Origin of the sequence: Erwinia sp. STN24, assembly GCF_041320675.1 — a bacterium.
GTDB lineage: Bacteria > Pseudomonadota > Gammaproteobacteria > Enterobacterales > Enterobacteriaceae > Erwinia > Erwinia aeris.
Genome location: NZ_JBGGPM010000002.1, coordinates 208,609 through 228,939 on the forward strand (window position 1 = coordinate 208,609; position 20,331 = coordinate 228,939).

The 20,331-nt window shown below is 55.7% G+C and carries 22 protein-coding genes and 1 other RNA gene; 11 read left to right on the forward strand and 12 right to left on the reverse strand.

The features are described 5' to 3' along the window. The first annotated feature begins 7 nt into the window (after positions 1-7). Positions 8-172, forward strand: a complete 165-nt coding sequence (rsmS, locus tag ACA373_RS11220) for a pleiotropic regulatory protein RsmS (protein WP_253455020.1) — start codon at positions 8-10, stop codon at positions 170-172. On the opposite strand, the gene acrR is transcribed toward rsmS, so the two are convergent. Then, positions 169-810 (reverse strand): multidrug efflux transporter transcriptional repressor AcrR, encoded by a 642-nt coding sequence (gene acrR, locus ACA373_RS11225; RefSeq protein ID WP_370734511.1) that lies wholly within the window; start codon positions 808-810, stop codon positions 169-171. The two genes, rsmS and acrR, sit on opposite strands and share 4 nt — an antisense overlap. 142 nt (positions 811-952) lie before the next feature. On the opposite strand from acrR, the gene ACA373_RS11230 reads away from it, so the two are divergent. The 4 genes from ACA373_RS11230 (at position 953) to ykgO (ending at position 6,155) form a co-directional block, all read left to right on the forward strand. After that, positions 953-2,137, forward strand: coding sequence for an efflux RND transporter periplasmic adaptor subunit (locus tag ACA373_RS11230; protein WP_370734512.1), 1,185 nt, complete (start codon positions 953-955; stop codon positions 2,135-2,137). 17 nt (positions 2,138-2,154) lie between these two features. Further along, positions 2,155-5,301: a multidrug efflux RND transporter permease subunit AcrB gene (acrB, locus tag ACA373_RS11235; protein ID WP_253455024.1), complete on the forward strand. Its 3,147-nt coding sequence runs from the start codon at positions 2,155-2,157 to the stop codon at positions 5,299-5,301. 452 nt (positions 5,302-5,753) lie between these two features. After that, positions 5,754-6,005 carry a type B 50S ribosomal protein L31 gene (locus ACA373_RS11240; RefSeq protein WP_253455026.1) on the forward strand — a complete coding sequence of 84 codons (252 nt, stop codon included), beginning with the start codon at positions 5,754-5,756 and terminating at the stop codon, positions 6,003-6,005. A 9-nt stretch (positions 6,006-6,014) separates the two neighbouring features. Then, a complete protein-coding gene (ykgO, locus tag ACA373_RS11245; RefSeq protein WP_125288450.1) occupies positions 6,015-6,155 on the forward strand; it encodes a type B 50S ribosomal protein L36 in 141 nt (46 codons plus the stop codon). Between the two features lie 279 nt (positions 6,156-6,434). On the opposite strand, the gene ACA373_RS11250 is transcribed toward ykgO, so the two are convergent. Genes ACA373_RS11250 through ACA373_RS11260 form a run of 3 tightly spaced genes read right to left on the reverse strand, consistent with a single transcriptional unit; the run spans position 6,435 to position 8,835 of the window. Next, positions 6,435-7,313: a metal ABC transporter substrate-binding protein gene (locus tag ACA373_RS11250; protein WP_370734513.1), complete on the reverse strand. Its 879-nt coding sequence runs from the start codon at positions 7,311-7,313 to the stop codon at positions 6,435-6,437. Further along, positions 7,310-8,176, reverse strand: a complete 867-nt coding sequence (locus tag ACA373_RS11255; RefSeq protein ID WP_301252350.1) for a metal ABC transporter permease — start codon at positions 8,174-8,176, stop codon at positions 7,310-7,312. Before ACA373_RS11255 ends, ACA373_RS11250 begins: the two co-directional genes overlap by 4 nt. Next, positions 8,173-8,835: a metal ABC transporter ATP-binding protein gene (locus ACA373_RS11260; protein WP_301252349.1), complete on the reverse strand. Its 663-nt coding sequence runs from the start codon at positions 8,833-8,835 to the stop codon at positions 8,173-8,175. The genes ACA373_RS11255 and ACA373_RS11260 overlap by 4 nt, the downstream gene beginning before the upstream one ends. A 411-nt stretch (positions 8,836-9,246) precedes the next feature. Between ACA373_RS11260 and ACA373_RS11265 the strand changes: the two genes are divergently transcribed. The 3 genes from ACA373_RS11265 to ACA373_RS11275 all read left to right on the forward strand — a co-directional run bounded on the left by ACA373_RS11265 (position 9,247) and on the right by ACA373_RS11275 (position 10,371). Next, positions 9,247-9,600 (forward strand): hypothetical protein, encoded by a 354-nt coding sequence (locus tag ACA373_RS11265; protein ID WP_253455033.1) that lies wholly within the window; start codon positions 9,247-9,249, stop codon positions 9,598-9,600. Positions 9,601-9,743: 143 nt separating this feature from the next. Continuing rightward, positions 9,744-10,124 (forward strand): Hha toxicity modulator TomB, encoded by a 381-nt coding sequence (gene tomB, locus ACA373_RS11270; protein WP_125288630.1) that lies wholly within the window; start codon positions 9,744-9,746, stop codon positions 10,122-10,124. 28 nt (positions 10,125-10,152) lie between these two features. Then, positions 10,153-10,371 carry an HHA domain-containing protein gene (locus tag ACA373_RS11275; protein WP_125288446.1) on the forward strand — a complete coding sequence of 73 codons (219 nt, stop codon included), beginning with the start codon at positions 10,153-10,155 and terminating at the stop codon, positions 10,369-10,371. 42 nt (positions 10,372-10,413) lie between these two features. On the opposite strand, the gene ffs is transcribed toward ACA373_RS11275, so the two are convergent. Continuing rightward, positions 10,414-10,510, reverse strand: an RNA gene (ffs, locus tag ACA373_RS11280) — signal recognition particle sRNA small type. Positions 10,511-10,699: 189 nt separating this feature from the next. On the opposite strand from ffs, the gene ACA373_RS11285 reads away from it, so the two are divergent. Beyond that, positions 10,700-11,011 (forward strand): MGMT family protein, encoded by a 312-nt coding sequence (locus ACA373_RS11285; RefSeq protein WP_253455034.1) that lies wholly within the window; start codon positions 10,700-10,702, stop codon positions 11,009-11,011. A 27-nt stretch (positions 11,012-11,038) separates the two neighbouring features. Here the strand turns inward: ACA373_RS11285 and ACA373_RS11290 are convergent, their stop codons facing one another. Next, positions 11,039-11,599 carry a YbaY family lipoprotein gene (locus ACA373_RS11290; protein ID WP_301252345.1) on the reverse strand — a complete coding sequence of 187 codons (561 nt, stop codon included), beginning with the start codon at positions 11,597-11,599 and terminating at the stop codon, positions 11,039-11,041. A 199-nt stretch (positions 11,600-11,798) separates the two neighbouring features. Here ACA373_RS11290 and tesB point away from each other — a divergent pair, with 199 nt between their 5' ends. Further along, complete coding sequence (gene tesB / locus ACA373_RS11295; RefSeq protein ID WP_301252343.1) at positions 11,799-12,659, forward strand: acyl-CoA thioesterase II; 861 nt, start codon at positions 11,799-11,801, stop codon at positions 12,657-12,659. A 62-nt stretch (positions 12,660-12,721) separates the two neighbouring features. Here tesB and amtB read toward each other — a convergent pair whose 3' ends face one another. The 4 genes from amtB to ACA373_RS11315 all read right to left on the reverse strand — a co-directional run bounded on the left by amtB (position 12,722) and on the right by ACA373_RS11315 (position 18,149). Then, on the reverse strand, positions 12,722-14,023 hold the full coding sequence (gene amtB, locus ACA373_RS11300) for an ammonium transporter AmtB (RefSeq protein ID WP_370256072.1): 1,302 nt from the start codon (positions 14,021-14,023) through the stop codon (positions 12,722-12,724). Positions 14,024-14,043: 20 nt separating this feature from the next. Beyond that, positions 14,044-14,382, reverse strand: coding sequence for a P-II family nitrogen regulator (glnK, locus tag ACA373_RS11305; RefSeq protein ID WP_125288441.1), 339 nt, complete (start codon positions 14,380-14,382; stop codon positions 14,044-14,046). 250 nt (positions 14,383-14,632) lie between these two features. Further along, complete coding sequence (locus tag ACA373_RS11310; RefSeq protein ID WP_253455041.1) at positions 14,633-16,387, reverse strand: SmdB family multidrug efflux ABC transporter permease/ATP-binding protein; 1,755 nt, start codon at positions 16,385-16,387, stop codon at positions 14,633-14,635. Continuing rightward, the gene (locus tag ACA373_RS11315; RefSeq protein WP_301252404.1) at positions 16,374-18,149 is read right to left on the reverse strand and encodes a SmdA family multidrug ABC transporter permease/ATP-binding protein; all 1,776 of its coding nucleotides are present in this window, start codon (positions 18,147-18,149) and stop codon (positions 16,374-16,376) included. Before ACA373_RS11315 ends, ACA373_RS11310 begins: the two co-directional genes overlap by 14 nt. A gap of 571 nt (positions 18,150-18,720) precedes the next feature. Here ACA373_RS11315 and queC point away from each other — a divergent pair. Then, complete coding sequence (gene queC, locus ACA373_RS11320) at positions 18,721-19,416, forward strand: 7-cyano-7-deazaguanine synthase QueC (protein ID WP_301729885.1); 696 nt, start codon at positions 18,721-18,723, stop codon at positions 19,414-19,416. Here the strand turns inward: queC and ACA373_RS11325 are convergent. Together ACA373_RS11325 and ACA373_RS11330 are read right to left on the reverse strand one after the other, a co-directional pair. Then, complete coding sequence (locus ACA373_RS11325) at positions 19,408-19,809, reverse strand: thioesterase family protein (RefSeq protein WP_125288629.1); 402 nt, start codon at positions 19,807-19,809, stop codon at positions 19,408-19,410. The two genes, queC and ACA373_RS11325, sit on opposite strands and share 9 nt — an antisense overlap. A gap of 103 nt (positions 19,810-19,912) precedes the next feature. After that, positions 19,913-20,248: a helix-hairpin-helix domain-containing protein gene (locus ACA373_RS11330; RefSeq protein ID WP_253455045.1), complete on the reverse strand. Its 336-nt coding sequence runs from the start codon at positions 20,246-20,248 to the stop codon at positions 19,913-19,915. Positions 20,249-20,331: the final 83 nt, after the last annotated feature.

The window sequence follows — 20,331 nt, forward strand, 5'->3', positions numbered from 1 at the left end:
GAAGAATATGTCGCTGGAAAGCGCGCCAGAAGAAGTAAAGCTGGCTGTTGATTTGATTATGCTGCTTGAAGAGAACCAGATCGCGCCGCAAACGGTACTGGCTGCTTTAGCTATCGTGCAACGAGATTTTGAGAAAAAGGCGCGCGGCGAAAATCCAGGCGCCCTTCCCTAGCAGGCGGCCTTGCGGAGCGCGGGGCTGTGCATGACGGTATCAAGAAGCACCTCTACCAGCTGCGGCGCATCCGAAGCCAGATCGAAGCTTTCCGGCATAAACAGCCAGTTTTCCATAATACCGGTTATATAGCCGCGCATGACCACGGCCGTTCGCCGCGTATCCAGCTCGCCCGGCAGCTGCTGCTGCGTCATGCACTGCCGCAATACATCTTCAATTTTGTCGTAACATTCCAGATATAACGTTTGCTGCATCATTTGCAACGTGGTCATTTCGCCGACAAATTCGCATTTATGAAAGATAATTTCCATCAACGCCCGCCTGCGCTTATCCCTTACCGTAGCTTCAAGGACATAAGTCAGCATGGAGCGTAAAACAGAGAGTGGATCGGATGGGTATTTTAATTGATACTCAAGCTCTATATTCTCCAGTCCGGTCTCGGACTGCGCCCATATTTCATTGAGCAAATCGGTTTTGTTTTTGAAGTGCCAGTAAATTGCGCCACGCGTTACGCCGGCAGCGGCGGCGATGTCGGCCAGAGAAGTTTTCGCTACACCATGCTCGGAAAACCTGGCGATAGCTGCGTCAAGGATATGATTTCGTGTTTCTAACGCCTGCTGTTTGGTTTTTCGTGCCATAGGGGGATGTTAACAACCAGGGTGCACTTACATACATTTGCGAATGTATGTACCATAGCACGACCATAATTTAAACGCAGCAATGGGTTTATGGATTTTGTGATCCATTGAACAATCGATATCGGACACTCGAGGTTTATTTATGAACAAAAACAGGGGGTTAACGCCTCTGGCGGCCGTTCTGATGCTTTCAGGCAGCCTGGTGCTAACGGGATGTGATAACAAAGACGCACAACAGGGCGGTCAGCAAAAAGCGCCGGAAGTGGGCGTACTTACCCTGAAAAGCGCACCGCTAACCATTACGACCGATCTTCCGGGTCGTACTTCCTCGTTCCGTGTTGCAGAAGTTCGCCCTCAGGTTTCGGGCATCATTCTCAAGCGTAATTTTGTGGAAGGCAGCGATGTAAAAGCCGGTCAGTCACTTTATCAGATTGACCCGGCGCCTTATCAGGCGACCTACGACAGTGCGAAAGGGGATTTAGCTCAGGCTCAGGCCAACGCGCAAATCGCCGCGCTGACCGTTAAACGCTATAAGCCGCTGATGGGTACCAGATATATCAGTCAGCAGGACTACGATAACGCCGTATCGACGCAGAGCCAGACCGCCGCAGCCGTACAGGTGGCAAAAGCCAGCGTAGAGACTGCCCGCATCAATCTGGCCTACACCAAAGTGATTTCGCCTATCAGCGGTCGCATTGGTAAATCTGCCGTGACCGAAGGCGCGCTGGTTCAGAGCGGCCAGACCACTGCTCTCGCCACAGTTCAGCAGCTTGATCCTATTTACGTCGACGTCACGCAATCGAGCGAAGATTTCATGCGTCTGCGTCAGGAGCTGAACTCTGGCAAGCTGCAGCAGGCCGACGGTAAGGCAAAAGTGAAACTGTTATTACCGGATGGTAGCGAATTCGCGCAAAGCGGAACATTGGAATTCTCCGATGTGACGGTGGACGAAACGACCGGTTCCATTACGCTGCGCGCCGTGTTCCCTAATCCGGATCATTCGCTGCTGCCCGGTATGTTTGTGCGCGCTCGCCTGGAAGAAGGCACCAATCCTTCCGCGCTGTTAGTGCCGCAGCAGGCCGTTACCCGCACGCCAACCGGCCAGGCTACGGCGATGGTCGTGGGCGCGGACAATAAAGTGGAATCCCGTAATTTGACCACGGAACAGGCAGTTGGCGACAAGTGGCTGGTTACGGCAGGTCTGAAAGAGGGCGACCGTGTCATCACCACCGGTGTACAGCGAGCCAAAGCGGGCGCCACTGTGACTCCGCAGGAAGTGAGTGCAGACGACGTGACCAAAACGCAGTCTGACCAACCGAAGTCTTAAACAGGAGCCGCTGATACATGGCTAAGTTCTTTATCGATCGCCCCATCTTCGCATGGGTCATCGCCATCATTATTATGCTGGTGGGCGTGCTGTCGATTCTAAAACTGCCGATTGAGCAATATCCTAATGTTGCGCCACCGGCCGTACAGATTCGCGCCACCTATCCGGGTGCCGATGCTAAAACGCTGCAGGACTCGGTAACGCAGGTTATCGAGCAGAACATGAACGGGATTGACGGCCTGATGTATATGTCGTCAAACAGCGATTCATCGGGCACGCTGCAGCTGACCCTGACCTTTGAGTCGGGTACCGATCCGGATATCGCGCAGGTTCAGGTGCAGAACAAACTGCAGCTGGCCACGCCGCTACTGCCGCAGGAAGTTCAGCAGCAGGGTATCCAGGTACAAAAATCCTCCAGCAGCTTCCTGATGGTGGCAGGTTTCGTCAACGAAGACGGCACCATGACGCAGAATGATATTGCGGACTACGTGGCGTCAAATATCAAGGATCCTATCAGCCGTACTACCGGCGTAGGCGATACCCAGATATTTGGTGCTCAGTATGCGATGCGTATCTGGATGGACCCGCACAAGCTGAATAACTATCAGCTGACGCCGGTTGACGTCATCAGCGCTATCACCGCGCAGAATGCCCAGGTGGCCGCCGGTCAGCTTGGCGGTTCGCCGCCGGTGCCGGGCCAGCAGCTTAACGCCTCTATCATTGCGCAGACCCGTCTGACCTCTACCGACGAGTTCGGCAAAATCCTGTTGAAAGTCAACACGGATGGTTCTCGCGTGCTGTTAAAAGACGTGGCGAAAATCGAGCTGGGCGGTGAAAACTACGAGGTTGTCGCGCGTTATAACGGCAAACCGGCCTCCGGTATCGGTATCAAACTGGCTACCGGCGCTAACGCGCTGGACACGGCGGCAGCGGTCAAAGCGGAGCTGGGCAAGCTGGAACCGTTCTTCCCGGCCGGCCTGAAAGTGGTTTATCCGTACGATACTACGCCGTTCGTTAAAATCTCCATCATGGAGGTGGTAAAAACCCTGATCGAAGCGATCGTGCTGGTCTTTATCGTCATGTATCTGTTCCTGCAGAACTTCCGCGCCACGCTGATCCCGACGATCGCTGTGCCGGTCGTATTGTTGGGGACCTTTGCCATTATCAGCGCCTTCGGCTATTCGATAAACACGCTAACGATGTTCGGGATGGTGCTCGCCATCGGCCTGCTGGTGGATGACGCCATCGTGGTGGTGGAGAACGTCGAACGCGTGATGGCGGAAGAAGGTCTGCCGCCTAAAGAGGCTACCCGCAAGTCCATGGGGCAGATCCAGGGCGCGCTGGTCGGTATTGCGCTGGTGCTGTCGGCAGTATTTATTCCGATGGCCTTCTTCGGCGGCTCTACCGGCGTTATCTATCGCCAGTTCTCCATCACGATTGTTTCCGCGATGGTGCTGTCGGTTATCGTAGCGCTGATCCTGACGCCTGCGCTGTGCGCAACGTTACTCAAGCCGATCAAGAAAGGCGACCACGGTAAAACCACCGGCTTTTTCGGCTGGTTTAACCGCATGTTCGACAAAAGTACCAACCACTATACCGACAGCGTTGGCCATATCATTCGCAGCACCGGCCGCTATCTGCTGATCTATCTGGTGATTGTGGTCGGCATGGCTTATATGTTCGTGAAGCTGCCAAGCGCCTTCCTGCCGGAAGAGGATCAGGGGCTGCTGCTGGCTCAGGCTTCGCTGCCTGCCGGCGCGACTCAGGGCCGTACGCAGAAGGTGCTGGACCAGGTAACGGACTACTTCCTGACCAAAGAGAAGGATAACGTGCGTTCGGTGTTTACCGTTAACGGCTTCGGTTTTGCAGGACGCGGCCAGAACACCGGTATCGCCTTCGTCAGCCTGAAGCCGTGGGACGAGCGCAGCGGGTCGGAAAACAAAGTGGAAGGCATTGCCGGTCGTGCCATGCAGGCTTTCGGCGCCATCAAAGATGCGATGGTGATCCCGTTTAACCTGCCGGCGATTATCGAACTCGGTAACGCCACCGGCTTTGACTTTGAGCTGATTGACCAGGGCAACCTGGGCCATGAAGCCCTGACCAATGCCCGTAACCAGCTGCTCGGCATGGCTGCCCAGCATCCGGATACGCTGGTAGGTATGCGTCCAAACGGTCTGGAAGATACGCCGCAGTACAAGCTGACTATCGACCAGGAGAAAGCGGAAGCGCTGGGCGTGTCTATTTCTGATATCAACACCACGCTGGGTGCGGCCTGGGGCGGCTCTTACGTCAATGACTTCATCGATCGCGGTCGTGTGAAGAAAGTTTACGTGATGGGACAAGCCGATGCTCGTATGCTGCCTGGCGATATCGATAAATGGTACGTGCGCGCCTCAAATGGCGAAATGGTGCCGTTCTCGTCCTTCGCCAGCGCGAAATGGCAGTACGGTTCACCACGTCTGGAACGCTATAACGGTCTGCCTTCTATGGAGATCCTGGGTCAGGCTGCGCCAGGCAAAAGTTCGGGCGACGCCATGAACCTGATGGAAGAGCTGGCTTCGAAGCTGCCGAAGGGCATTGGCTACGAGTGGACGGGCATGTCCTATCAGGAACGTCTCTCGGGTAACCAGGCGCCAGCGCTCTATGCTATCTCGCTGATCGTCGTGTTCCTGTGTCTGGCAGCGCTGTATGAGAGCTGGTCGATTCCGTTCTCGGTTATGCTGGTTGTGCCGCTGGGCGTTATCGGCGCCCTGCTGTTCACCACTATGCGCGGCCTGAGCAACGACGTGTACTTTGTGGTAGGCCTGTTGACCACCATCGGGCTGTCGGCGAAGAACGCCATTCTAATCGTCGAGTTCGCCAAAGATTTGATGGAGAAAGAAGGCAAAGGTCTGATAGAAGCGACGCTGGAAGCGGTACGTATGCGTCTTCGTCCTATTCTGATGACCTCGCTGGCCTTTATCCTGGGCGTACTGCCGCTGACCATCAGTACCGGCGCAGGCTCCGGCGCGCAGAACGCGGTAGGTACCGGCGTAATGGGCGGTATGGTAACGGCAACTATTCTGGCTATCTTCTTCGTGCCTGTGTTCTTCGTGGTGGTTCGCCGCCGCTTCAGCAAGCATAAAGAGGATCTGGAACCGCATCATACGGACCGTCCTCACTAAGGCATCCCGCTTGATCTTTAAGAGGCCGCTTTTGCGGCCTCTTTTTTCTTCAGGTGCCGGTAATGCCTGTTTTTGTGACCGTCTCTGGCAGCGCACGCGTCTTCTTCTTCCAATCATCTTCCCGCCATACTTTTTTGTTCTCTGTTTTCGTACCCTGCTACCTTGCTCCCTTATTCCCCTGCTCGCCTGCTCGCCTGCTCCCTTGCTCCTTTGCTCCTTTGCTCCCTTACTCCCTTGCTCCCCTGTTCCCCTGCTCTCCTACTCTCCTGCTCTCCTGCTCTCCTGCTCTCCTGCTCTCCTGCTCCCCTGTTCCAATGTTTTTCTGCTCCGGGGCTCTCTGTTTCTGTGTTCCGTTATCGTTGCTGGTCTGCGTGCCTCCTTTACGCTTGCATTTTAAAATCACGGCGCGCATAATTATTGTTATGTTATAACATACAAAATCAGGGGATTTTATGAAACAAGCAATCCATCCGGCTTACCGCACCGTCGCTTTTCACGACACCAGCGCCGACACCTTTTTTGTCGTCGGCTCTACCATTAAAACCGACCGCACAATCGAGCTGGACGGTAAAACGCTGCCTTATGTAACGCTGGACGTCTCTTCGGCTTCCCATGCTTACTACACCGGCAAACAAAAAGAGTTTGCCAAAGAAGGCAGCGCGCACCGCTTTAACCAGCGCTTTGGCCGCTTTTTTAGTAAGTAAGGAGTGAAAATGCAGGTGCTTAACTCGCTGGCTTCGGCCAGAAAACGCCATAAAGACTGCAAGATCGTGCGTCGTCACGGCCGGGTTTTTGTGATTTGCAAAAGCAATCCGCGCTTTAAAGCGGTTCAGGGCAAAAAGAAAAAGCGCTGAGGATATGCAAGCGGCATCAAAGCCGCTTTTGCCATAAAGAATATCGTGCGCGTTCTCTTCCGGTACCGTATCCACCACGTACTCTATTTCTGTCGATTAAATGCCGGGAAAAAGCAACCGGCATGAAGTCTGCTTTTGCCATAAAAAGCGTCTGAAGAATGCGATCCGCCAGAAGGCTGCTTATGCAATAAAAAGCGCTGAGGAATGCAGTCCACAAGAAGGCTACTTTTATCTGGTCAGGAGTATTTATTCAGGCGGGCCGGTTATCGGCCCGCTTTTTTATTTCATGCTGGCCAGCATCGCCGTTACGTTATGACGAAAAGCCGCTTCCAGAGAATCAGCCGCGCCACCTTTTTCCGTCAGCGCTTCCGGGTAGAGCTCGCCGCCGGGCCGGGCGCCGGTTGCCGAAGCGATCTGCTGCACCAGGCGAGGATCGGTCTGGTTTTCAATAAAGTAGCTGTGGATATGCTCCTTTTTCAGCTGGGTAATCAGCCCCGCCACGTCGGCAGCGTTGGCCTCAGATTCCGTAGAGAAGCCGACTGGCGACATAAAGGTTACGCCATAGCGCTGGCCAAAATAGCCGAAGGCATCGTGACTGGTCAGCACTTTACGTTTCGCCGCCGGGATGCCCGCAAACTGGTCAGCGGCCCATTCGTCCAGCTTTTGCAGTCGGGCAATATAGGCCGCGCCGCGCCGGCGGAAGTCGTTTGCATCCTGCGGATCGGCAGCAATCAATGCGTTCATCACGTTGCTGGCATAGATTTCGCCATTTTTCATGCTGTTCCAGGCATGCGGATCGGTAACCGTTTTCCCCTCCTCCTCCATAGTGCGCGTCGTAATGCCTGCTGAAGCGACAACGACATGGCCTTTGTATTCCGAGGCTGAGATCAGGCGGTCCATCCAGCCTTCCAGCCCCAGGCCGCTGACGAACACCACATCCGCTTTAGCCAGCGCCTGGCTGTCCTGCGGCGTCGGCTCAAAGCTGTGCGGATCGCCATTCGGCCCGACAAGGCTTTTTACCTCTACATGCTCGCCGCCGACCTGCTTAACGATATCGGCCAACACCGTGAAGCTGGCTACCGTCTCCAGCGTTTTCGCCATCGCCAGCGGCGTGGCACACAGGGCGGCCAGCGCCAGCATAAGGGGTAACTTTTTCATCTTTTTTCCTTATCAACAGTAAAAAAACGCGCGCGCAATATTCCGCCGCATGGCCCTACTAAAATCGAGATAAAGAACAGCAGCGCGGCACAGAGCACCACGGCGGGCCCGGCAGGCAGCGCCAGGTAGAATGAGGCCGACAGACCGCTGAAGCTGGCGATCAGCCCCAGTGTCATGGCGGTGCCAACCATGCCGGGCAGTTCTTTACGCCAGAAGCGGGATGCCGCTGCGGGCAGCATCATCAGCCCCACGCACATCAGCGTGCCGAGAACCTGAAAGCCTGCCACCAGGTTGGTCACAACCAGTATCAGAAAAAGCGCGTGTACCAGCAGTGCAGCCCAGCGGCTCTGCGCGCGTAAAAAAGCAGGGTCGAAGGCATCGATCACCAGCGGACGATAAATCAACGCCAGCGCCAGCAGCGTCACCGACGCTATCGCGCTGACCAGCAGAAGCGAGGGATTATCAACGGCCAGCAACGAGCCGAACAGTACATGCAGCAGATCGACGCTGGAGCCGCGCAGTGAAACCAGCGTCACGCCCAACGCCAGCGAGCCGAGATAAAAACCGGCAAAACTGGCGTCTTCACGCAGCGGCGTATAGCGGCTGACCGCGCCCGACAGCAGCGCTACCGACAGCCCGGCGATAATGCCGCCAATGCCCATTGCGACCAGCGAAAGGCCGGAAATCAAATAGCCGATAGCCGCGCCGGGCAGCACCGCATGGGAAAGCGCGTCGCCGACCAGGCTCATGCGACGCAGCAGCAAAAAGACGCCCAGCGGCGTGGCGCTGAGCGAAAGCGCAATGCAGGCAACCAGCGCGCGGCGCATAAAGGCGAATTCGATAAAAGGCTGTAAAAGCGTCATGCTGACTCCAACACGATCGGTTCCGGCGATTGCGTGATCCATTCCGCCTGAGTGGAGTCCAGCCGCAGGATCTGCGGGAAGGATCGCGTAACCATCGTCATATCGTGCAGCACCACGATCAGCGTGCAGCCAGCCCGATGCCGCGCCTGCAGCAGCGCCAGCAGCAGACTGGTCGTTGCCGTATCGATGCCGGTAAAAGGTTCATCAAGCAGCAGTAGCGAAGCATCCTGTACCAGTAGCCTGGCAAAAAGCACACGCTGCAGCTGTCCGCCAGAAAGCGTGCCGGGCTGCGCGGCGGCGAATTCAGCCATATTGACCTCTTCCAGCGCCGCCATAATCCGCTGCCTTTCAGGTCGACCGATAGCCCCAAACCAGCCGCAGCGTCGCCAGCAGCCCATCGCCACCAGATCGGCTACGCTGACAGGGAAATTTCTCTCAATTTCGGATTGCTGCGGTAACCATGCTGTATCCTGCGTCAGGCAGCTGAGTTGACCACTTACGGGCGGCAGCAGGCCCGCGAAGGTTTTTAGCAACGTGGATTTTCCACAGCCGTTTGCCCCCACCAGCGCGGTCATTGACCCCGGCTGGAACGTCCCGTTAAGGGACGGGGTAACGGCGCTCCCGCGATAGCCGACCCGGAGATCTGTTAGCGTAATCATGGGGATACCGCCCATCCGCTCAGCGCCAGCAAAGCCAGCACGGCGATCAGAGCAAAAAGTAAACGTGCTCGGGCTGATTGCATCAGTAATGTGGGACGAGAAGAAGCAGTAAAACTTAACATGGCAGCACTATAGTTACGTTATAACATAACAATAGCATATTACGATGATGGAAAGCGCGCTGAACTAAAATGTATCTTTTTATTTCCACAAAAAGTAATAAAAAGAGATGCGGTTATATAAAATTTCTTCACCTTAATCGGGTTTTTCTATCGCAGAAAGCGGGATCCTCTACTAAAATAATTAACAGTCAAATCATCAAGATAGTTTTTTCTCTTTTTAAGCGGCTTGATTATTTTAAAGCTAACAACAATTATCTGTATAAGCGTTTATTAACTCTGTGGAGAAAAAATGCGCAAACGTATTCCTGTCTCTTCAGCGCCTGATGAAGAAAATGAGTCCGAATGGATTAGCCTTATTCAGCGGATTATTCCCAAAATAGAAACCGAGTTAACTGGCTCACTGTTATGGTATTCACAAAATGCGCAATATGTTCCGGGAAGTGTGAAAATTATTTCAGTTGAACAAACGGCGCCGTCGGGTTACAAAATGACTTACAGTTTCTGCTGGAACGTTTTCAACGCCTGTCTTGATATCGATGCAGATGAAACGACCACCCAGTCAGTAAATTTTGAAAGCCAGCCCGATGCGCTGATATTTGATTTTATTGATACGGAACGCGCCGCAGCCGCGGATGAATTGTAATTTTTAGTAATAGTACTCAAAATACAATTTAAGAGAGTTATATTTATTAAAGCACTCGCACGAGATTCAATATCGCTTCCTGGCACCCCGCTCGCAGAAAGCCTGCGGTATACCATTTTTCACTGGCTATGGAGGGGAAAAAGATGGACGAATACTCACCGAAAAGGCATGATATTGCCCAGCTGAAATTTTTGTGTGAAAACCTGTATGATGAAAGTCTGGCCACGTTAGGCGATAGCCATCACGGCTGGGTTAACGATCCAACTTCAGCAATTAACCTGCAGCTTAATGACCTGATTGAGCATATTGCCGGGTTTACCATGAATTACAAAATTAAGCATATTGAAGACAGCGAGTTGATTAGTCAGATTGATGAATATCTTGACGATACCTTTATGCTTTTCAGCAACTACGGTATTAATGGCCAGGATCTTCAGCGCTGGCAGAAATCAGCGAAACGGCTGTTCAACGTTTTTACAGAGGAATGTGCTGTCGTTACCGCACAGACAAGCCATTCATTTTAGTAACCTTTATTTTTTCAATGGTTTAATAATGACAGATAAACTACTTACGAAAACTGATTATCTGATGCGTTTAAGACGATGCCGTTCAATTGACACGCTCGAACGCGTTATCGAAAAAAACAAATACGAATTATCTGATAATGAGCTGGCCGTATTTTATTCAGCGGCGGATCATCGGCTTGCCGAACTGACCATGAATAAGCTTTACGATAAAGTGCCGGTTTCTGTCTGGAAGTTTGTACGATAAGAGATGAAGCGGTGAGGGTTCCCCGGAGGAATTGGGTGGGGGCCCTGCCAGCTACATCCCGGCACACGCGTCACCTGCTGCGGCTGCTTCCTTCCGGATCTGACCGAGTTCACAAGTTAGCGTTGCGGGAGAACCAACCGGGCCCCCATTGATTGCCCCATGTAATGGAGCGAGGGCATTATCAATGAACCCCTGGGCAATTGCAAGCCCGCGCCCGACGACCGTTGTTTTCTTGCACAACATTGCCCTTTCCCCTGCTATTATCCGCCACATCCCTTCAGCTTAAGACCGCTTTCGATTACTTTATTTGCAGTAACGGGGAGCAGAGATGACTGAACAAGACACTTTTCCACGCCGTATCTGGCAAATTGTTGCCGCTATTCCCTACGGTAAGGTAACCACCTATGGCGATATTGCCCGGCTGGCGGGTTCGCCGCGCGCCGCGCGTCAGGTTGGCGGCGTATTAAAACGGCTACCGGCAGGCAGCAAGCTTCCATGGCACAGAGTCATTAACCGGTTGGGTGAGATTTCGTTGACGGGCGCCGATCTCGATCGCCAACGCCAGGCTTTATTGGCAGAGGGCGTAGAAGTGGATCATAACGGAAAAATTGCGCTGGAGCGCTACCGCTGGCAGGGATGAACCGCCCCCGTAAAGGGGCGGAAACCATTACAGTGAAGTTGGCGCAGGCACGGTTGAGGTCGGCGTCACCAGCGTAGGTGAAGTCGAGGGTACCGCCACAGGCGCGCGTTGAGCCGTCGGTAGGGCTTTCGCCGGCACGGCCTTCAGGTTAAGCGTCTGGTCTTTTGTACCGCCGCCGTTAATAACCGGCTTAATAGAATCGGCTATTAATACGACGTTGCGATCGACAATTACCGCTGCACTCAGCAGGATCCTGGCGTCAGGCTGAATGTCCGCCGGATTGAAAGGCAGGATAAATTTGAACGGCGCCTGTTTGCCATCGGTCAGCACTACGCGCTGTGAAATCACTTTTGCCGGTGCGTCTGACAGGGAAGCATCAGAAAGCATCACGGTTAATGAAGCATCAGGCGGCAGGCGCACGTTGGCCGGAAGCGTAATGGTTCCGCTAACGTGCGGCTGGCGCAGCGTATCTGCTTCCCCCGCGACTTTGGAAGCCAGCGTCGGCGTGGGGACATCTCTACCTTTATCAGCACATCCGGAAAGTGCGACCGCCAAAGCGGCGCCGGTCAATACAGGCCAAAGTTTCATTGATTTATTCTCCTTGCGATCAATGCGGGACATAAGGGACAGCAAGCCTGCCCCGTAAGCCTTAATTCTGGCACAGGTTATTGATTTTCGCCTGTAAGCCAAATAAGGAACGCGTGCGGAAGAATATTTTTCCCCGACGTTGACGGCAGCGGGTTCGGTTTCGCAAACTGAAAGGGAACCGACTATTGAGGAAGCCGCCATGAGTCAGGCACTGCACGAACTGTTAAATTTAATGAACCTGGAAAAGCTGGAAGAGGGCCTGTTTCGCGGCCAGAGCGAGGATCTCGGCCTGCGTCAGGTTTTTGGCGGTCAGGTGGTCGGCCAGGCGCTTTATGCCGCCAAGCAGACGGTCCCGGCGGAGCGCATTATCCATTCGTTCCACAGCTACTTTTTGCGGCCCGGCGACAGCCAGAAAGCCATTATTTACGACGTAGAAACCCTGCGCGACGGGCACAGCTTCAGCGCCCGCCGGGTCAGCGCCATCCAGAACGGCCAGCCTATTTTTTATATGACCGCCTCTTTCCAGGCGCCGGAAACAGGTTTTGAGCATCAGAAACCGATGCCGGACGTCGCTGGCCCGGAGTCCCTGACGACGGAAGGCGAAATCGCCAAACAGCTGTCGCATTTTATCCCTGAAAAGGCGCGTGAAAAGTTCCTGTCAGAAAAACCGTTTGAAATCCGCCCGGTTAAATTTCACAACCCGCTGAAAGGCCACGTTGATGAACCGGTGCGCCATGTCTGGCTGCGGGCTAACGGCCCCATGCCGGACGACAGGCGTATACACCAATACCTGCTGGGCTACGCCTCGGACTTTAACTTCCTGCCGGTCGCGCTCCAGCCGCACGGCAAAGGATTTCTGGAACCGGGAATGCAGGTCGCCACTATCGATCACTCGATGTGGTTTCACCGCCCTTTCGACCTGAATCAGTGGCTGCTTTATAGCGTGGAGAGCACGTCGGCATCCGGTGCCAGAGGCTTCGTACGCGGTGAGTTCTTTACTCAGGATGGGATACTGGTCGCTTCAACGGTGCAGGAAGGCGTGATGCGCCTGCGTCAGTAGCTGAAATAACAAACCCCGCAGAGCGCGGGGTTTGTTAGCGAGGGCGGCTCCTGCGAGTCGGCTTACTGGTTATAAGCGTTTTCGCCGTGGCTGTTCACATCCAGACCTTCACGTTCGTGATCCTCGGTTACGCGCAGGCCGACTGTCATATCCGCAACCTTAAAGGCGATAAAGGCGACCACGCCCGTCCAGACCACCGTAATGCCTACGCTATAGAGCTGCACCCAAATCTGATGCCCCATCGTTACGCCAGAGGCATAGCCGACGCCGCCCAGTGAAGAAGAAGCGAAAACGCCGGTCAGGATGCAGCCTACAATACCGCACACGCCGTGCACGCCGAACACGTCACAGGGATCGTCAACGCGCAGCCATCTTTTCAGCACGGTAACGCCCCACAGGCCCGCCAGACCGCCGATAATACCGATAACCAACGCGCCGCCGACGCCAACATAGCCACAGGCTGGCGTAATCGCCACCAGACCCGCGATCGCACCAGAGCAGACGCCCAGCAGCGAAGGCTTGCCGCGCAGCGCCCATTCGCCAAACGTCCAGCTCAGCATCGCGCCTGCGGTCGCCATAACGGTGTTCAGGAATGCCAGCGCCGCGATTTCGTTAGCCGCGCTCGCCGAACCGGCGTTAAAGCCGAACCAGCCGACATACAGGATCGCCGTGCCGGTGAAGACCATCGGCAGGTTGTGCGGTTTAAAGGCTTCTTTGCCAAAGCCCGCGCGTTTGCCGACCAGGTAAGCGCCGACCAGACCGGCAACGGCGGCGTTGATATGCACCACGGTGCCGCCGGCAAAGTCCAGCGCGCCGTCCTGCGCCAGCAGTCCACCGGACCAGACCATGTGCGCGATGGGCAGATAGGAGAAAGTGACCCAGATAGCCACAAAGATCAGCACCGCAGAGAAACGAATACGCTCGGCCAGCGCGCCAACGATCAGGCCGACGGTAATACAGGCAAATGAAGCCTGGAACGAAACGTGAATATACTGGTAGAAGGTTCCAACCAGCGCCGTCAGCTGAATGTTTTTCAACATCGCCATGCTGAAGTCGCCAAAGAAAGCGTTGCCCGTGCTGAAGGCCAGCGAATAGCCGTAGAGCATCCAGATAACGCACACCATTGCAAAGGTCACGGAAACCTGAGTCAGCATGGACAGGACGTTTTTGGCCCGGATCAGGCCGCCGTAGAAAAGCGCAATACCGGGTAGCGTCATAAACAGCACCAGCGCGGTGCAAATCATCATAAAGGCGTTATCGGCCTTGTCCGCCACGGCTGGCGGCGCCGCCATCGCAAGCGAGGGCAACAGGCTGAGGCTGGCGAGGCCGAAGGTAGTCATTTTTCTCATTTTATCCCATCCCATCACAATTCTTAGCCCCGAGATCAGAGTGCGGCTTCGTCCGCTTCGCCGGTGCGAATACGGATAACCCGCTGTAGTTCAGCGACAAAAATCTTACCGTCGCCAATTTTGCCGGTGTAGGCGGCCTTGCTGATAACGTCGACAACCTCGTCCAGCTGGTCGTCCGCTATCGCCACATCGATTTTAACTTTTGGCAGGAAGTTCACGCTGTATTCAGCGCCGCGATAAAGCTCGGCATGGCCTTTCTGGCGACCAAATCCCTTGACTTCGGTGACGGTCAGGCCCTGAATGCCAATGGCAGAAAGCGCCTCGCGCACGTCTTCTAATTTAAACGGTTTGATTACCACGGTAACCAGCTTCATACGATCCCCTCCAGCTAAAGAAAACGGTGATTCCGCCCTGCGTTAACCAAAGCAAAGGCTGTGCCATAAATCAGAAACGTGCATTTTAAAAGGCGCGGCGGCAGATATTGCGTACACGTGGCGGCCTGATGATGACATTAAGCATAGAGGGAAAAAGAAAACGCACCATTAAGGTGCGTTACGCGTCGAAATTGTGCATCGCCGCTGTTTTATCAGCCCGACCGCCTGCTTTTAGTGCAGCGAAGCGGTATTACGTTTCTTCCAGCTCCTCGCCCGCCAGCTGGAGCTGATACATCTGCCAGTAACGGCCCTGTTTCGCCAACAGCTGCTGATGGTTGCCCTGCTCTACCGCATGGCCTCTGTGCAGCACCAGAATGGTATCCGCATCGATAATAGTAGAGAGTCGGTGAGCGATAACCACCAGCGTGGTTTGCTGACGAACGGCCTTAAGCGCTTTCTGGATCGCCTGCTCCGTGCCGGAATCAATATTCGCCGTCGCTTCATCCAGGATCAGAATTTGCGGCGAGGCGACCAGCACGCGCGCCATCGCCAGCAGCTGCTTCTGACCCACGGAAAGATTGTTACCCTGTTCGCCCAGCCGCGTATAGATACCGTCGGAGAGCGAGCGCGCCAGTTCGGCAAGCTGAACGGTTTCCAGCGCGTGCCAGACCGCCTCTTCGCTTATCGAACGCCCCAGCGCCACGTTAGCGAAAAAGGTGTCGGCCAGCACCACCGGATCCTGCTGCACCATCGCCACGCCTTCGCGCAGCACGCCGTGGCTGAGCCCGGTCAGCGGCCTGCCGTCCAGGCGAATTTCACCCTGCTTCACCGGGTAGTAGCCCATCAGCAAGTTAGCGAGCGTGCTTTTCCCGCTGCCGGTATGGCCGACCAGCGCCACAAAGCTGCGCGAAGGCACGCTGAGGTTGATATCGTTGAGCACGTTGCGATCGTCGCGATAGGCGAAGCTCAGATGTTCAATCTCAATGCGCCCCGAGGCCAGCGGCCGACTATCCTGACCATAGTGCTGGCGAGGCGCGTCCATCAGTTCAAAAATGCGCTCGCCGGCCACTACCGCCTGTTGCAGCATCGACTGCTGGGTGGTCAGCTCAATCAGCGGCTCGTTTAGCCTGCCCAGGTAATTAATAAACGCGTAAAGCACGCCAACCTCGAAGCTGCCGCTGGAGGAGAAGCCAAACAGCAGCATCAGCCCGCACAGGATCATGGCGGAAAACAGGCTGAGCAGCGGCCGGAGCAGAAAGCCATCCAGCCGTAGCGTTTCCATTCTCGCCAGATAGTGCGAGCGGCTCGCTTCGCTCATCCGCTCACCAAAGCGCGCCTGCTGACGAAACTGCTGGATCACGCTCATGCCGCTGATCACTTCATTAAAGCCGTTGTTAATATCGGCCAGATAGCTACGCACTCGCCGTACGATAGGCGTACTGTAGCGCTGATAAATCAGCATCACGGTCAGTACGGCCGGAAAAATCATTATCGCCACCAGCGCCATGCGCCAGTCGAGACTGAACATCGCCACCAGCATGGCACCGATCAGCGCCGCGCTGCGCAGCACGGTGGCTACCACGGTGACGTAGAGATCGCGCACGACTTCGGTGTCATTGGTCACGCGTGAAATAATCTGGCCAACGGGCTGGGTATCAAAAGCGCTCAGCGGCTGGCGCAGCGCGGCGTCCATGACGTCCGTACGCAGCCGCTGCACTACGCCTACCGCCGCCTCGTTAAACAGCAGCGACTGCCAGTAGTGCAGCGCGGCGGCCAGGATTTGCAGCAGGAGAAAGCTGACGGCCAGCCCGGTGACCAGACCCAGCGGCATGGAATGCTTCGCCACCATGTTATCGATAAAATAGCTGACCAGCACCGGGCCGAGCACTTCCGCCACCGCCGCTATCCACAGCAATACTATCGCCAGGCCAAGCGATTTCCGCCACGGCGAACCGTAGCGCAGCAGGCGTTTCAGCGTGGGCCAGAGCTGATTAAGATTCGCCATGCGGTACCCCTTTCGCGATTTCGTCCTCGTCCAGCGCCGCTTCCAGCTGCTGATAACGATACATATCCTGATACCAGCCGTCCTGGGCAATCAACGCCTCATGCTGCCCGCGCTGGGCCACCGTGCCCTGCTGCATCACCAGGATTTCACTGGCTTCCGTCAGGGCGGACAAACGGTGCGCGCTGATAATCACGGTTCTTCCTGCGCCCCATTTTCTTAAATTATGCAGTATCTGGTGTTCGGTACGGCCGTCGACCGCCGACAGCGCATCGTCCAGGATCAGGATTTCCGCGTTCAGCAGCAACGCCCTGGCAATAGATATACGCTGTTTCTGTCCCCCGGAAAGCATCACCCCGCGCTCGCCGACTTCGGTATCGTAGCCCTGGGGCAGCCGCAGAATATCTTCATGTACGCAGGCAAGCCGCGCGGCGCGCTCAATATCGCTTTGCTGCGCCGTAGGTCGACCCAATGCGATATTGTTGGCGATGGTGTCGGAAAAAAGAAACGGCGTCTGGCTGACGACCGCCATGCGGCTTCGCCAGCTGTCCAGACGCAGCTGCGGCAGCGGAATACCGTGATAGCGGATGTCGCCCTGCGCAATATCGAAGTGCCGCTGGATCAGGCTTAACAGCGTGCTTTTCCCGGCGCCTGTCGGCCCGCACAGCCCCAGCATCTGGCCGGGCTTAAGGTTAACGTTGATATGGCGCAGCGAGGGCTGCTGCGCGCCAGGATAGCAAAATTCCCTGATAGCGATTTGCAGCTGGCCGCGATCTTCCGGCAGCGTTTTACTGCCGTCCTCTACCGCCGGCGCCTCTGCCAGCAGCGAGCGAATGCGGCTCCAGGCCGCGCTGCCGCGCTCGACGATATTGAACATCCAGGCCAGCGCCAGCATTGGCCAGATCATCAGGCCAAGGTACATGACAAAGCTGGTCAGCTGGCCCAGCGTCATCTGACCGTGCCAGACCAGCCAGCTGCCGCCGCCGATCGCCAGCAGGTTCGACAGCCCGATGGCAATATAAATAGTAGGATCGAAGCGGGCGTCAATCCGCGCCACGCGCAGGTTTTTTTGGCCCGTGTCGCGGGCGATATCGGCGAACTGTGCGGACTGATGGTCTTCCAGCCCAAAGGCTTTGATCATACGAATGCTGGTCAGGCTCTCCTGCGTTCTGTCGTTAAGCGACGAAAAGGCGGCCTGAGCATGCTTAAAACGATGATGGAGCTGGTCGCCGTAGCGTTTGATCACTATCGCCATGACCGGCATCGGCAGCAGCGCCAGCAGGGTCAGCTGCCAGCTAATCTGCGTGCTCATCACCACCAGCACCGCCAGCCCCATCACCAGCGAGTCAACCAGCGTCAGCACGCCTTCTCCGGCGGCAAACACCACGCGATCCACATCGTTGGTGGCGCGGGCGATCAAATCGCCGGTACGGTGACGCAGGTAAAATTCGGGATGCTGACGGCTGAGCTGACGATAGAAGTCCTGCCGCAGCTCGACGGCAAGCTGATAGGAGGCGCCGAAAAGCAGCACGCGCCAGACGTAGCGCAGCAGATAGACCACAATAGCCGTGAGCAGCATCACGCCCACCCACATCAGCAGGCGCGAAGCGCTCATCTGCTGATGGGAGACGCCGTCCACGATAGTACCGACAAGCTTCGGCGGCAGCAGCTGCAGCAGCGCAATGATAATCAGCAGAAAAACGGCGCCAAGATAGCGGCGCCATTCACGCATAAAGTACCAGCTCAACTGGCTGAAAAGTCGCACAATAAACGTCCTGGTCAGGTTCGGGCGAGCGCCGTGGTTCAGCGGCAGCGCCAATGTGTATTTATTTCTCTGGACCGCCGCCATCAGCGCGACCCGGCCGCGAATATAGCCTTCCTGTTCCGGCCATTTCAAGCGTTTCCGGCATGTCGGAGTAATGAGAGACGCGGCATCCGCCATAATTTACGGTGGCCTTGTTCCGCTATCGGGTGCCGTAAAAACAGCCTGGACCCTGTTTTATCTTTTGTATGCGCCTGCAGAAGAATAAATCTCCGTTGCCCCTGTAGTTTACAGGGAATAGCGTAAATAATTTTCCCGGAAATGCGTTACGTTCAGCCTGTTGTTACCTGAAGAAACAGCGTTTTGTTCACGAACCATTGGCACGCATGACCGTAACGACCCGAGCCGCCAGGGCGTTGCCGTCAGGTTTATAGCCATGTTGTCAGCTTCCGCGCGGGCAACACAACGCCGTGCCGGGCTTCGCCTGGCTAACCAACATGCGCGGCTCCTGCCCCTGTTTTTATGCCACGTCAGGCAGTACCATACGCCTCAACAGATTAATGAGGTAAAAAGTATGAAACGTGCAGTAGTGGTATTCAGCGGCGGACAGGATTCAACCACCTGTTTGATCCAGGCTTTGCAGCAGTATGACGAAGTGCACTGCCTGACCTTTGACTATGGTCAGCGGCATCGTGCAGAGATCGATATCGCTCGCGAGCTGGCGCAGTCGCTGGGCGCAAGAGCGCACAAAGTGCTGGACGTCACGCTGCTTAACGAGCTGGCCGTCAGCAGCCTGACCCGCGACAGCATCCCCGTTCCGGCCTGGGATCCCGACGCCAGCGGCCTGCCAAGCACTTTTGTGCCGGGACGTAATATCCTGTTCCTGACGCTGGCCTCGATTTATGCTTACCAGGTTGAGGCCGAAGCGGTAATTACCGGCGTTTGCGAAACCGACTTTTCCGGTTACCCGGACTGCCGCGACGAATTTGTTAAGGCGCTGAACCATGCCGTGGAGCTGGGTATGGCGCGTCCGGTTCGCTTTGAAACGCCGCTGATGTGGCTGAACAAAGCCGAAACCTGGGCGCTGGCGGACTACTGGCAGCAGCTGGCGCTGGTGCGCAACGACACGCTTACCTGCTATAACGGCATCAAGGGCGACGGCTGCGGCGAATGCGCTGCCTGCCATCTGCGCGCTAACGGCCTGCGCGATTACCAGATCAACAGCGCTACGGTAATGCAGGAAATGCAGCGCAAAACCGGGCTACGCTGACAGCATCTCTTCCAACCGCTGCTTCAGCTCGCCGACGATCGGCTGCGCTTTTTGCGTGCGCAGATCGATGCAGACAAAGGTCAGCGTCGCATCGGCTATTGCTTCCCCCTCCGGCAGCAGCGTGATGGTCTGGCCGATAACGCCGCTTTTCCCGCCCAGCTGCACCAGATGGCTGGCAATCGCCAGCTCGTCGCCCAGCACCGCCGGGCGACGGTAGTTAATGTTAATATTGACCACGATAAAAGCCAGCCGGTTATCATTCATCCAGCGAAAGGCGGCCAGTTTTTCCAGCCAGGCCCAGCGCGCCTCTTCCAGAAATTCTAAATAGCGCGCGTTGTTGACGTGTTGGTAAACATCCAAATGATAACCGCGAACCTTAATCGTAATCTGCATAATCTTCTCCCAAAAAAGGCCATACCGACTGGTATGACCTCTTTCAGCGTAGCAGCCCGTACGCCACGATGCGTGGGGCCGCAACGGCAAGTCGAGAAAGCGATCACAGTTTCAGTTTGGTCAGGTTCCTCTCTACCAGCGCATTACCAATACCGGGCACTTCTTTTAGCTGCTCTATCTGCGTAAAAGGGCCGTATTGCTCGCGATAGCTGATAATAGCCTGCGCCTTTTTTAGCCCTACGCCGTTCATTACGGCGCTCAGCTCTTCGGCCGTGGCGTGATTAATACTGACCGATTCGCTTTGCGGCGGTTTCTTTTCCTCGCTCGGCTGCGCGCTGGCCTGCGGCGCGCTGACGTTATCGATGGCCGGCCCGGCGTACAGCGGCGAAGCGCCGCCCAGCAGCAGGGTAAAACATAAAGCCTGTAAGGTTGTTTTCATGCTGTTCTCCTCCATGTGTTTGACAGCAACGTCAGGCTACGCCCAACCAACCGGCGCCACAAACGGCAGATGACAGAAATGGA